The sequence below is a fragment of the Cyclobacterium xiamenense genome (genome assembly GCF_900109255.1).
GTDB lineage: Bacteria > Bacteroidota > Bacteroidia > Cytophagales > Cyclobacteriaceae > Cyclobacterium > Cyclobacterium xiamenense.
In genome coordinates this window covers 26068-39470 of the sequence record NZ_FNZH01000014.1, presented here as the reverse complement: position 1 = coordinate 39470, position 13403 = coordinate 26068, and the positions used below count along the sequence as shown (strand labels likewise).

The window sequence follows — 13403 nt, the reverse complement described above, 5'->3', positions numbered from 1 at the left end:
TACCACATTGCTATAAAAGTATCCAAAACAAACTACAAAGACAATTTTTTTAGCAAAAAATTATATGGAGAGGGCTGGTGTACAAACGGCTATAAACCAGTTACTAAAACGCCTAAAACCAGGCTTCAGTCCCATTTAAAATGGCTTTTTTGCCGATAGGATTCGGGGAAATGCAATTCGAGAAGTGGCGTAGCGAAAATGAAGTGGGAGAAATTCCCAGGGAATTTTCAGAAAATTAATTTGCTTATTTTTTTCGGGCGATGGTATAGGTTACCAGCGCTGAAAGGGAGGACTTGTAGGGCGATTCCGGAAAATCCGCCAAAATGGCCAGGGCTTCCTCGTAAAAATTGTTCATGATCGTTTGGGAATAGTCCAATCCTCCCGAAGCTTTCACGAAATCAATGACTTGGTTCACCGTTTTTTTGTTTTCGCTGCCGTTGCGGATCATGTGGATGATTTTTTTCTTTTCCAGCCAGGAGGCCTGATTGAGGGCATAAATCAATGGGAGGGTCATTTTCTTTTCCTTGATGTCAATGCCAACCGGCTTGCCTACTACGTCTTCGCCGTAGTCGAACAAATCGTCTTTGATTTGGAAGGCCATGCCTACTTTTTCACCGAAGAGCCGCATTTTTTCCGTAGCTTCTGTCGTAGCGCCGGCAGTAGCAGCACCTACTGCGCAGCAGGAGGAGATCAGGCTGGCGGTTTTTTGGCGGATGATGGTGTAGTAGACATCCTCGGTAATATCGAGTTTCCGTGCTTTGGAGATTTGTAGGAGCTCTCCTTCGCTCATTTCCCGTACGGCATTGGAGACGATTTTCAGCAGGTCAAAATCGTCGTTTTCCACACTTAGCAGCAATCCCCTGGAGAGCAGGTAGTCGCCCACCAAAACCGCGATTTTGTTTTTCCAAAGGGCATTGATCGAAAAGAAGCCCCTGCGGTAGTTGGCATCATCCACCACGTCATCGTGCACCAGGGTGGCGGTATGAAGAAGCTCGATCAATGCGGCGCCCCGGTAGGAAGCTTCGGTGATGCCTCCGCTTACGCCTGAACTCAGAAAGACAAACATGGGGCGCATTTGTTTGCCTTTTCTCCGGACGATGTATTGGGTGATGTGGTCAAGCAATTTGACCTTACTCTGCATGAAGGAGCGGAATTTTTTCTCAAAGTCAGCCATTTCGCTGGCTATGGGGGCTTGTATCTGCTGTAAATCCTGCTTCATTTGTGTTTTGGATGGTGCAATATTACAACCTATTCCACCATTGACAAAACCGCCCAATTGATTATTCTGTTTAATGAATTTTATTTTTGGTTATCTTTGAGCAAACAAAAGACATTCCCTTGACCGACGACTACATCAAGCATCAATACGCCCCCATTTTGCCAGAAAAAGACGAATGGCCTGTGGTGAGGCTGAGCAAAAGCAGAAAAGAGTTCATTCAACAAGTAGTAGCGTCCAGCAATGAAAAAATTAAAAACCTGACGGGTAATCAGGTACCTGCACTCAAAGAAGAATTGGAAATCACCCTGTATCGGGAGCGAATGCGGATCAAACAAAACCCCTGGCTGGTGGATCCCGATGACGAGGCTTCCTTTTGGGCCGGTGTGAAAACCTCGCTATTGTCCGTGGGTGTGGATCAGAAACTTACCGAGGCCGAAAAAAAGGAACGGTACCTGGCGATTTTGACAGCCATTACCCAGCGGTATTCGGAGGAGATTGCCAGTAATTTTAAGCACAGCCATTATAAAATGACCCGAAGGATCGTTACTTTTGGCTTTTCACGGCTGCTGAATACCGCGCGGGTAAAAGGGTTTAAATCGATTTTTAGTAACCAATACAGCCTGCAAGACAAAATACAGATTATCGGAGAGACCGATCAGTTGCGGGACCTTGCATCGAAAGGTACCATTGTGATGGTGCCAACCCATTTTAGCAACCTGGACAGCATCCTGATTGGCTGGACCATCAGTACCCTGGGGCTTCCTCCGTTTATTTATGGAGCGGGGCTTAATTTATTCAATATCCAGATTTTCGCGTACTTTATGAACGCCCTGGGGGCCTACAAAGTGGATCGGCGAAAGAAAAATCAGGTCTACCTGGAAACACTCAAAACCTATTCCCGGGAAGCGATACAGTTTGGTTGCCATAGTTTGTTTTTTCCGGGTGGCACACGCTCCAGAAGTGGAAACATTGAATCGAAATTGAAACTGGGCCTGCTTAGCACCGCCATCGAAGCCCAACGGGCAAATTTTCAAAACAATCCCGACAATCCCGGAAAGGTCTTCATCGTGCCGGTCACGATCAATTACCATTTTGTGCTCGAGGCGCCGGGTTTAATCCGGGATTACCTGAACCATACGGGGCAGGAACGGTATTACAGCGAATCGGACGAGTTTTCCACCTCGTATAAGATTTCAAAATTTCTGGTCAAGTTTTTTACCAAAGGGTCCGACATCTCGGTTTCTATAGGAAGAGCGATGGACATACTTGGAAACTACGTGGACGAACAGGGCAACAGTCGGGATAGACATGGCCGGTCTATCGACTGCAGGGATTATTTTGTAAGCAATGGCAAGGTGACCGTAGACCTGCAGCGCGAGGAGGAATACACCAAGAAATTGGGCACCCGTATCGTGGAGGAATTTCATAAAATCAACCGGGTGTTTAGCAGTCACCTGGTAGCATTTACCGCATTTCGACTAATCAAACGGGCCAATAGCAAGTTGGATTTGTTTAGCCTGCTGCGGGTTCCGGAGGAAGACATTCACCTGTCGTATGAAACGTTCAATGACGCCTGTGGAGAAGTTCTGGATGGGATCCGGCAACTGCGGGCGGAGGGAAAATTACACATGGCCCCTCACCTGGAAATGCCGCTGGAAGAGATCATCCGGCACGGACTGGAAAATGTGGGGATGTACCACGCAAAAAGGCCCCTGATCCGGACCGAGCAGGGGCATGTCGTGACCGAGGATATCAGTTTATTGTACTATTACCATAACCGACTGGATGGATATGAATTGGACAAAATCATTTAAAACCCGACCCATAGGTGTAATTGGTATAGGAAGTTTTGGGGCAGCCATTGCGAATCTGCTGGCAGAGAAAAACGAGGTTTTGGTGTATGCCCGGGACGAGGCGGTAGTGGAGGCCATTAACAAAACCCACCGGGTCAAAAACCGGCAATTGGCGAGTAAAATACGTGCCACGACAGACCCGGAATTGCTTTGCGAGGCCTGCGAGGTAATGTTTCCGATGATACCCTCCTCGGCTTTTCGGGAGGTAATGGTGCAGTTTGCACCTTTTCTTCATCCCTACCATTTTTTAATCCACGGCACAAAGGGCTTGTCGCTGAATCTGTCCGAAGGCAAAAACTTGGAAAACATCTCTCAACTAAAGCGGGAAAATATTTGCACCATGAGTGAGGTGATTCTACAGGAAACCGTCGTGGAACGAATCGGCTGCCTGGCCGGTCCCAACCTGGCAACGGAACTGCTAGAGCACCAGCCGGGCGCAACCGTGGTGGCTAGCCGGTACGAAGAGGTGGTTCTGGAAGGGCAGCGCCTGCTTCGCTCGGATAATTTTCAAGTGTACGGAAATTCCGATATCGTAGGGGTAGAGCTTTCCGGGGTGTTGAAAAACATCATCGCCATTGCGGCGGGTGCCTTGTCCGGGTTGGGTTTGGGGGACAATGCCAAAGGCTTGCTGGTCTCACGCGGCATGGTCGAACTGATCCATTTGGGCACTGCCATGGGTGGCTGTACCAAGTCGTTTTTGGGTCTGGCTGGGATCGGCGACCTGGTTACTACCTGTAATTCCACCTTATCCCGAAACTACACGCTGGGTTACCGTCTTGCAGAAGGGGAGAAGCTACCCGATATTGTTGCCGATATGGAAGAAGTAGCCGAAGGCATCAATACCGTCAAGTTGGTCAAGCGCTACCTGGAGTCTACCGGCATGCGGGCGCCCATCACCGAAAATTTGTACAAAGTACTTTTTGAAAATTTCAAAGTAGAAACCGCACTGCAATACCTGATGAAGTACCCGAGCTATACCGACATTGATTTTTTATGAGTGTTCCGAAATTCCGAGCAGCTGCAGCGCCGCCGGGCTGATTCGGTTTCGGGTGGCTTCCCGGAAGTACTGAGCTTGGTTGATTTGCTGCACCTGGTCCCTTCGACAAAAATAGCTGTGGATCGCTCGCCGAGGTACGGAAGTACGGTTGGTGGTGCCGCCATGCCAGGTATGGGAATTGAATATCACCACCGAACCCGCAGGCGCTTGGATAATTATTTCGTCCGGGTGTGCATCCATGGGGTTTTCCATTTCATCCTGAGGCAATTTGGATTTCAGGTGTGTTCCTGGCACCACCCGCGTGGCACCATTTTCTGCATGGAAATCATCCAGTAGCCAGATGGAGTTACAGACTTTAAAATCGTCGCTTTTCACGGCTTCTGGCCAGTCGGCGTGCAGTTTTTGCAAGCCGGCGCCTGGGAGGGCGGCCCGGAAATTAAGGGAAGACAGTTTGAAGGAATTTCCCAAAACAAAGGAAATCGCAGCAAGTACTTTGGGCTGGGTGTAGAAGCAATCAAATTCGGGCCCTTTGTTCACCAGGTCACCCAGACGAACGGAACCGGGATCTTTGGGATGCCGGATATTCGGAGATTCTTCCAGTTCTATCCCGGCCCGATCGCCTTCCTGCTGCAGCAATTCCTCGATTTTATTCCGTAGGATTTCCACGGTTTCATCGGAAAGGAGTTTGCCCAGGTTGAGGTATCCCTGGGTACGAAGAAAGTCTTTTTCGGAGTCGGTGAGTAAATCTGCGTGTACGCCTAGTTGTGAAAGGGGGTCTTGTATCATTGTGTTTTGGCTGTTTTCGTCGTATTCTCTCTGATCATTTACCCTGCTTTACCCCATGCGGTAGTCGATTTACGCTGGGAAAAGAGGGAGAAATGGCGTATCAGTCGGCCTTTTTCAGGGGGTTGTTTCACAAATTAAAGATACGGGCTAGAGGTAAAAAAACAAGCCGGTTACTCCAATCTTTTTAATCGGCTGAGTAGGGGAGGGTGGGAGTAATTCACAAAAACAAAGAGCGGATGGGGGTTGATATCCGAAAGGTTTTTTACGGAAAGGGTCTTCAATGCCTCCGCCAGTGGTTTGCCGGAATAGGTGCTTTTGGCAAAGGCATCGGCTTCAAATTCGTGTTTACGACTAAAATAGTTGGTAGCCATCCCCAGAATCAGCGAAATGGGGGAGAAAAGCATGGTAAAACCAATGATATTCAGGTGTATGGACAATTGATCGCCACCCAAGGCTAAGCTGATCTGTTCGTTAAAGACAAAAAGCGAAAGGATGTAAAGAATAATTCCTGTTTGCAGGATCCCTGCCATTACGCCCAGGGTTATGTGTCCTTTTTTGTAGTGGCCGATTTCGTGTGCCAAAACGGCTACAACCTCATCCGGGGTATGCTGTTCCAGCAAAGTGTCGTATAGGACCACCTTTTTGCGTTTCCCAAAGCCCGAAAAGAAGGCGTTGGCTTTCGTGGAACGTTTACTACCGTCCATGATAAACACATTTTCCAGGGAAAAGCCCACCGATTGGGCATAGCCCAAAATGGTACGTTTCAGTTCTCCCGCTTCGAGTGGGGTCAGTTTGTTGAACAAGGGAAGGATCAGTCCGGAATAAAATTGATTGACCAAAACGATAAACAGGGCCGAAATCATCCAGAATATCCACCAGAAATCGCTTCCGATTTCCAGGATCAACCAGAGTAGCACCAGAAGCAAGCCCCCGCCAACCGGTATGGACAGGAGGTAACCCTTGATTTTATCGGCAAAAAAGGTCCGGACTGTGGAATTATTGAACCCATAGTCTGCTTCGATTTTGAACGTATGGTAGTAGTCGAACGGAAGGGAGAGCAAATCCGACCCAATAAACAAAACGCCAAAATAAACCACGGACAAAGCCAGGGGAGCGAACCCAAATTGACGCAGCCATTCATCCAGCCATCCGAAAAAACCGAAACCGATAAAGAGCAGGGTAATGACAAAGGTGAAACTGCCGGAAATCAGGCCGAAGTAATAGTTTGTTTTCTGGTAGCGTTTACTTTCCTGTAACTTACCTTCTTCCAGGTATTGATCAAGTGTAGCCGGAATGCGGCCGGTTTTTCGGGTGGCGTTAAGAAAATTGACCGATTTTTCGAAAATAAAGGAGAGGCTTACGACTCCCAAAAGGAAGTACTTGATGAGTTCCTGATCCATGCTACGCGCGTATCAAAATTTGGGACAGGGTAAAATGGTGTCTCGCTTTCGTGGAGCTCCGGGATTGCTGGGAGGGAAAATATAGGAAATACTGATTTCGTGCGCTCCTCCGGACTGAATTCCTAACTGAGAAACGGTATAGTCAAAACTATAGCCGATGTTTAACCCAGAAGGCAGGTTAAAGCCCGCCATGAGCACCAGGGCGTCCCGATTGCTTTGGTTTTCTACCGGTTTGTAGGGAAGTCCCCGGTACCAGAGTCCGAATACGATGGGTTCGAGGTATACATAAGCGCCTACATCCAATTGTTCAAAAGGTCCCTGTCGTTTGTAATTGATGGTAGGCGTAAAATACCGTTGGCGGTAGGTATGGGTAAAATCCCGTTTTGGAGCACCTCTTCCCAGAGAAATCCGGTAGCCCGTATGAATCGAATATTTGATGGGAAGTCTGCTGATTCCCTCTTCAATAAAACTTTGATTGGGTTGGTTTACGTGATGGGTGGATAAGCCAAACCAAAAGTCTTCGGTGAAAACCAGCCCACCAAAAGACAGAGAAAGCAGGTTTACGGGCTCGCCAAATCCCTGCAGGTCGTTGCCCGGCAACAAGGGTCCAAAGGGATCCGTGGGGTTGATTTGGTTCGCAAAAACCAGGTTTTCGTAAAACCCAATATCCCGGCGCATGTAACTTGCCTGGAACCCGGGCCGTACGTAGAGGTTATCGGCGAGTTTGAGTTCGTAGGAAAGCATTCCGGAAACGTGGGTGGACTGCAGGCCTGCCGCCCCTTCGGTGTCGTTGGTTACCAAAAAGCCAACGCCGGTATTGTATTCTTCTAAAAAGGTGTCCCCATAGGCAGAAAACGTCGAAAATGTGGCATCCAATCCGGGCCATTGATTTCGGTAGTTTACACCTACCCGGGTTGCCAGTTCAGAACCTGCAAAGGCAGGGTTCAAATAAAGCGGTGCCGCGTAATATTGACTGTATTGCGGATCCTGACCGAAGCAAGTGCTCGCAAGGCACATGGCGGACAGGGTTAAAAAAACTGAATTTATTTGTGACTGAAACAAAGATTTATTCGTTTATTGGATACCAGACAGTTTATAAACGTTTTGCTGCTTTCCAGTGTATATAAAGCAGCGTGTAAATTATGAAATCTAACTATTTAAACACCATAAATGATTTTATTTTTAAAGCAATATTTTTATTTATTGGTCTTTACACGCCTTTTTTGGGGTATTCTCAAGGTTTCAACGAAAATGAATGGATATTTGGTTATTGTGAAGGAGGGGAAAATAATTACCTCTCTTTTGGAAAGGATCAGCGGGCACAGGTAGCCACCCTTCCCGGATCGATCACCCTGGGCAGCGCCAATTCAGCCATGGCCATTGATCCGATTACCGGGGAGATACTCTTTTATACGGATGGTGCGCTGGTTTATAATTACCTTAATGAGGCCATGCAGGGGGTAGTTGGGGAGTTGGGAGGCGTGGAAACAGGCAGGCAATCGGTAGCCATCGCTTCCCTGGACTACGATCCCCAGCCCGGTGGTTCCAGGGAGTTTTATATTTTCTACATCAGCCCGGCAGGGGAATTGGAGTACAGCCGGGTAGATATGAACGATCCGGGCGGAGCCCCGGCGAATCAACCGCCAGCCGGTGCAGTAGCTGCCGGCGGGAGCATTGGTGCCGCTGAGGGGCCGATTTTGGTGGTGAAATCCGGCGTGTCATCCAACTTTCTCCTAAGTATCGAAAACGGACAAGTGGTTTCCAGAAGGCTGGAAGCGACGGCCGGGCAGTTTACCGAAACGGGAGCGGTTGCTTTGGATGAGGACCCGCATACCATCGTTTATGACGAATCGTCTGGAATCCTATACCTGATTCCCGAAACGGCAGGCGCGGATATTATTACTGTACCCTTCGATACCTCGACCGGGCTATTCGGAACCCCCGCTACGGTACCGGATACCGGAGGAGCGGAAACCATCGAAGGCCTCACGGTATCCCCCGATGGGGATTTTTTATACGTTTCCCGGGGCGATGAATTGATTCGGTACTTTCTGGGCGATCCGGAAGATGCAGATCCGGAATTGGACCCCTCTCAGATACCTGGCGACGAACCGGTGAGTCTTTCGCTCACCAATGAAATACATCGGATTTATTCCCTAAAAAACGGTCCGGATGGGCAGCTCTATTACATTTACGAAGAGGTGGAAGGCGGCCCTCAATATGTGGGCAGGGTGACCAATCCGGACGAATGGTCCCAGGCAGCGGTGGTCATTGAAGAATTGCCTTTTGGCGGAACGGATTTTTGCGGGACTGAATTTCCCCAGTTTGCGCCAAACGTGGACCTTGATCCCACGGCGGATTTCACCTGGGAACCGGAAATGCCCTGCATGAACAATCCGCTTCAACTCACCAGTACCATTACGCCGCAGAACTACCAGCCGGTGAGTTTTGAGTGGGAAATACTCCCGCCACTGACCGATGAAGAAGGGAACGAGATCGAAATGGATCTGAGTGCGGAGCACCTACTACTGCCCCAGGATGCTACCTCTGAGCAGCAGGTGACGGTAAACCTCACCGTGACCTATCCCAATGGCGAAACCAGCAACGTGACAAAGAGTATCACATTTACGGAGAATAATTTGACGGTCCAGTTCAGCCCTTCTGATACCACGCTTTGCGATCCCTCCTGCCTGGATCTGATGCCGCTGGTGCAGGCGCAAAGCGGAGAAGAGGGCGGCCAGGGCGGCGGGCAGCCGGGAGGGCAGCCCGGCGGCGGTCTGGGCGGCATACCCGGATTGGGCCAACAACCCGGTGGTGGCATACCAGGTCTGGGCCAACAGCCGGGAGGCGGTCAGGGACAGGCGCAGCAAAATCTAGAGTATTTTTGGTCCAATAAGCGGGAAGAAGGCTGGGGTCCGGAGGCGCCAAACGAAATTTGCCGCCCTGGTTTTTATTGGGTCTTGGTCCGTGAACAGGGTTCCTCCTGCTATGCCTATGCCAGCATACGGGTCAACATGTGGGACGTGCAGGATCAGACCAATAACATCTGGTATTTTGGCGATGGAGCAGGGCTGGACTTTAACCCCGACCCGGACGATCCGGACGCGCCTACCCCGAGACCCATTGAATCCCCCCATCCGCAAAACATTCCAGCGGGGGTGACGACGGTTTCCGATCAGGCCGGTCAGGTGTTGTTTTATACCGATGGACAAACCGTCTGGGACCTGAATGGCAATCCCATGCAGAACGGGGAAAATATTGGCGGAGACAACCTTTCGACGGGAAGTGTTTTGGCCATCCCGGTAGCGTCCGACGAAACCTTGTACTACCTGTTTACCACCCAGCAGGGTGCCGGAGGTGAAAACGAAGTGAAATTTTCTCTCGTAGATATCAAAGGAGACAATCCGGATGGGATTGGTAATGTCATCAGCAAGGATAATTTTTTGTTTAGCCCGGGCACCGAGCATTCCGCGGCGTTTAACTCCGGAGACACCACCTGGGTTGCTTTTCACGAACGAGGCACCGATGCATTCCGTTTGTATCCCGTTTCCTCAGAAGGGATCGGGCAGCCGGTATTCAACTCGGTTGGAGGAGAACATGATTTCGGTGATGGCATTGGTACCTTGAAGTTTTCTTCGGATGGGAGTAAAGTGGCCGTTGCCTATACCGAAGGCGGTACGAATTGGGTGGAACTATTCGATTTTGATCAAAGCACGGGGGAGATGACATCCTACGCTACGCTTGATTTGGGCAGTGAAGGGGAGGTGTACGGGTTGGAATTATCCTCAGACGCTACCCGCCTGTTTGTTTCCTACCGAAACGGAGGTCCCGGAGTGGAGGAATTTTTTATTCAGGCAGCAGAAGAAACGGATGAAACCGACCCGGAAAATCCGGTAACAACCACCTGTCCCGAATGTTTTGAATCCGCCACGGAGCAGGAAGCCATCGAACAATGCATCCTGGACAGCCGGGCCGCGGTTTCCGGGACGGCAGGATTGGACCTGGGAGCGGTACAAATCGGCCCCGATGGGCAGGTGTACGTGGCCGTGGTGGGATCCAATCAAATTGGGCAGATTCAAATCGGGTCGGGCTGCAACCCCTCCACGTTTAATCAGGATGCTGTAGAACCCATGCCAGGGACCACCAATCTCGGGCTGCCTGCATTCGTACAAAATTCCGGCAGCAGTATTCCCGAGCCAAGTCTGAATGGTCCGGATCGGCTTTGCCTGTCCGACGAAGAGGGGGCCGTGGGTTTGTTTGAGGGTGGAGGAGAACCCGATATTGACACCTATAATTGGACGATTTTCAACGAAGAGGGAGAAGTGGTCGATGAATTTCTCAATGGTGGAGAGGATTTCCAGGATCTGGAATATGCGTTTGATACGGTGGGCGTATTTACGGTACAGTTGGAAGTGGATCGATGCGGAACCCCCTGGGAAGAAGTATTTTCCATGGAGGTAGAAGTCATCGCCTCGCCCGAAATCATCCTGCCTTCAGATGTTTCTTTGTGCGGTGCCTCCGTGACGCTGGTTGCCGTAGACCCGGAAGATCCCCGACTCGGTGAGTACGAATTTGTATGGGAGAATGCTGCTGGAGAGATCGTCGGAAACACCAATGAATTGGAGGTGACGGAGGAGAGTATCTACACGGTAACGGTGGCCTATGCGCTTCCGGAGGGGGGCGACGAAGCATTGTTTGAAAGTTGTCCGGTGAGTCAGGATGTATTTGTGGGACCTCCCTTTGAATTCGAATTGGAGCAATCGGCCGACGAGGTCTGTTTTGGAGAGATGGTAAGCTTTAACCCGGACACCCCGGTTTCCGGCCTGTGGTCGATCCGTGCCAGCCCCGACGGGACCTACGCCATTCTGGGCGAAACCCAGGTGTTGGAGTTAAACACCGGTGAATTGGATGGGCCGGGCGTATTTGAGTTGTTGTTTCAAACCCAGGATCCCCTGGATAGTACCTGTACGGTGGAGCGAACCATTCCCTTGACGGTAAACGCTCTCCCGGATTTTACCCTTCTGGCGGTATCTCCTTCGCAAAGTTGTGAAATCGGCGATGGATCCATTCAGTTGGATGCCGGTTCCGGACTGGACAGTCTGTTGGTCGAACCCACCGGCGAGGTTTTTTTCGATTTGCAGCCCGGAGAAGAAGTGGTTCTCGACGGGCTGGCTCCGGGGAGGTACACCTTTACGGGGTATTCCGGATCCTGTCCACAGTCGCAGGTGGCGGTGGTTGAAAATGCCACACCTCCGGCCGATGTGTTGTATTCCATACGCGTGGAGCCAGAAACCTGCGTTGGGGAGGGTTTCGAAGAGGGGGCTATCGTCATTTCCTTTTCTCAAGGAGCAGCTTCGGGTAGGTATAGCTTGTTAAATTTGGGTAGTGGCGAATTGGTTGAGGCTGACTTCAGCAATCAGGACAGTATTGTGGTAAATCTACCTCAGGGAGAATACCTGGTAGAAGTATCGGACATTGGAGGATGTGTGGTGCCGGACCCGGAGGTGTACCGCATCGAAACGGGAACGGATGTAGAAGTCAGCTTGAGTAGCCCGGGTCTTTGTGGCGGCGTTACGGAAACCGAAATCTTAGCCGAGGCAGATTTTTCCCAGGTTGAAACGATCGAATGGTATTACCTGGTGGGGGCTGGAAGCAACCTGCTTGCAGGGGCTTCCGATTCGGTATTGCAGGTAGATCAACCTGGAACGTATGAAATTAGGTTGTTAAATGCCGCGGGATGTATTTTGGGATCCGAAACCATTGATATCCCTTTTTCCGATGCCAGCCCGCCGCAGTTGGAAGATATTTACGAGATCTGTCGGGCTACCAACGAGCTGGTTTCACTGAATGCGGGCAATTGGGCGAGCTACGAATGGTACCGGGAAGGCGTAGTGGTAAGCGAGGACGCGACATTTGTGCCGGCGGCAGAGGGAGCCTATGAATTACGGGTTCAGGACGAGGCAGGCTGTGCGTTTGAGGTCACCTTTATCGTCAACGAAATATGTGAGGTCGATATCCGCTTTCCGAATGCCATGCGACCAGGGGATCCGTCGCGCGACTTTTTGATCTATACGCAGGGGGAAATTGACACACTAATGGTGTATATTTACAACCGATGGGGTGAATTGGTGTATTTTTGCGAGGAAGAAAATGTATCCGAAAATGTTTCGGTGTGCAGGTGGGATGGGATTGTGAACGGAACAAAAGTGCCCGTAGGAACATATCCTGTCGTTGTGAAGTTTACCAATGAGGAGCAACAAATTCAAAAAACAATACGAAACGCAATAGTAGTAATTGATTGACACATGATAGTAGTAATTTCACCGGCCAAGACATTGGACTACAGTACGACGGAGGTGCCGCTGGCATCGCAGCCCCAGTTTCAGAAGGAGACGAAAGAACTGGTAGGGATTATGAAGAAAAAATCCGGCAAGTCCCTGCAGCAACTCATGGGAATCAGTGAAAACCTTGCCGAGCTCAACGAAGCGCGTTACCGGCAGTTTGCGGACGCATACACCCGGGAAAATGCCAAACAGGCCTTGCTTGCCTTTAAGGGTGATGTCTACATGCATATTGACGTGGAATCGTTTTCAGCCGCCGATTTTGCATTTGCTCAGGACCATTTACGCATACTTTCGGGGCTGTATGGATTGCTGCGTCCCATGGACCTTATTCAGCCATATCGCCTGGAGATGGGTATCAGCCTGAAAAATAAGAAAAGCAAAAACCTGTACGGGTTTTGGGGAGAAAAAATTGCAGCGGCGTTGAATGAAGCAGCAGCAGGGCAGCCTATCATCAACCTGGCTTCAAAAGAGTATTTTAAGGCGGTGGACGTAAAGGCCTTGCAAACGACCGTCATTCATCCGATCTTCCTAGAATTCAAAAACGGCTCGTACAAGAACATTGGAATTTTCTCGAAACAAGCCAGGGGAATGATGACTGATTTTATCGTGAGGAACAGACTAGCCGATCCCGAACAACTAAAGACGTTCAATCAGGGGGGCTACGAGTACGCTGAAAATAAGAGTACTGCTGATGAATGGGTTTTTATCCGGTAACAAGGTTCCTTTCATTCAGTTAGTTTCCGAAAGCCGGTCGATTTGGTAACGAATCGGGCGGGACTGTCGGTATTGTAACAAAACGTATCT

General features: G+C 50.0%; 8 protein-coding genes. 4 read left to right on the top strand and 4 right to left on the bottom strand.

The window, feature by feature from the left end; translation table 11 throughout:
• Positions 1–244 precede the first annotated feature (244 nt).
• A complete protein-coding gene (locus BMW71_RS22585; RefSeq protein WP_092178809.1) occupies positions 245–1219 on the bottom strand; it encodes a polyprenyl synthetase family protein in 975 nt (324 codons plus the stop codon).
• A gap of 119 nt (positions 1220–1338) precedes the next feature.
• Here BMW71_RS22585 and BMW71_RS22580 point away from each other — a divergent pair, with 119 nt between their 5' ends.
• Together BMW71_RS22580 and BMW71_RS22575 are read left to right on the top strand one after the other, a co-directional pair.
• Complete coding sequence (locus BMW71_RS22580) at positions 1339–3033, top strand: 1-acyl-sn-glycerol-3-phosphate acyltransferase (protein WP_092178827.1); 1695 nt, start codon at positions 1339–1341, stop codon at positions 3031–3033.
• Positions 3011–4069, top strand: a complete 1059-nt coding sequence (locus BMW71_RS22575) for an NAD(P)H-dependent glycerol-3-phosphate dehydrogenase (RefSeq protein WP_394333708.1) — start codon at positions 3011–3013, stop codon at positions 4067–4069. Before BMW71_RS22580 ends, BMW71_RS22575 begins: the two co-directional genes overlap by 23 nt.
• Here BMW71_RS22575 and BMW71_RS22570 read toward each other — a convergent pair.
• The 3 genes from BMW71_RS22570 to BMW71_RS22560 form a co-directional block, all read right to left on the bottom strand.
• Positions 4064–4855 (bottom strand): phytanoyl-CoA dioxygenase family protein, encoded by a 792-nt coding sequence (locus BMW71_RS22570; RefSeq protein ID WP_092178807.1) that lies wholly within the window; start codon positions 4853–4855, stop codon positions 4064–4066. The two genes, BMW71_RS22575 and BMW71_RS22570, sit on opposite strands and share 6 nt — an antisense overlap.
• A 170-nt stretch (positions 4856–5025) precedes the next feature.
• Positions 5026–6255, bottom strand: coding sequence for a M48 family metallopeptidase (locus tag BMW71_RS22565; RefSeq protein ID WP_092178806.1), 1230 nt, complete (start codon positions 6253–6255; stop codon positions 5026–5028).
• Positions 6256–6267: 12 nt separating this feature from the next.
• Complete coding sequence (locus BMW71_RS22560) at positions 6268–7302, bottom strand: PorP/SprF family type IX secretion system membrane protein (protein ID WP_262485684.1); 1035 nt, start codon at positions 7300–7302, stop codon at positions 6268–6270.
• Between the two features lie 95 nt (positions 7303–7397).
• On the opposite strand from BMW71_RS22560, the gene BMW71_RS22555 reads away from it, so the two are divergent.
• A complete protein-coding gene (locus BMW71_RS22555; RefSeq protein WP_092178804.1) occupies positions 7398–12557 on the top strand; it encodes a T9SS type B sorting domain-containing protein in 5160 nt (1719 codons plus the stop codon).
• Between the two features lie 3 nt (positions 12558–12560).
• Positions 12561–13313 carry a peroxide stress protein YaaA gene (yaaA, locus tag BMW71_RS22550; protein WP_092178803.1) on the top strand — a complete coding sequence of 251 codons (753 nt, stop codon included), beginning with the start codon at positions 12561–12563 and terminating at the stop codon, positions 13311–13313.
• The last annotated feature ends 90 nt before the right edge of the window (positions 13314–13403 follow it).

What these genes read in the sequence shown, in the direction of transcription:
- BMW71_RS22585 (WP_092178809.1), bottom strand. Translation starts at nt 1,219, where the DNA reads ATGAAGCAGGATTTACAGCAGATACAAGCCCCCATAGCCAGCGAAATG.
- BMW71_RS22570 (WP_092178807.1), bottom strand. Translation starts at nt 4,855, where the DNA reads ATGATACAAGACCCCCTTTCACAACTAGGCGTACACGCAGATTTACTC.
- BMW71_RS22575 (WP_394333708.1), top strand. Translation starts at nt 3,011, where the DNA reads ATGAATTGGACAAAATCATTTAAAACCCGACCCATAGGTGTAATTGGT.
- BMW71_RS22555 (WP_092178804.1), top strand. Translation starts at nt 7,398, where the DNA reads ATGAAATCTAACTATTTAAACACCATAAATGATTTTATTTTTAAAGCA.
- BMW71_RS22565 (WP_092178806.1), bottom strand. Translation starts at nt 6,255, where the DNA reads ATGGATCAGGAACTCATCAAGTACTTCCTTTTGGGAGTCGTAAGCCTC.
- yaaA (WP_092178803.1), top strand. Translation starts at nt 12,561, where the DNA reads ATGATAGTAGTAATTTCACCGGCCAAGACATTGGACTACAGTACGACG.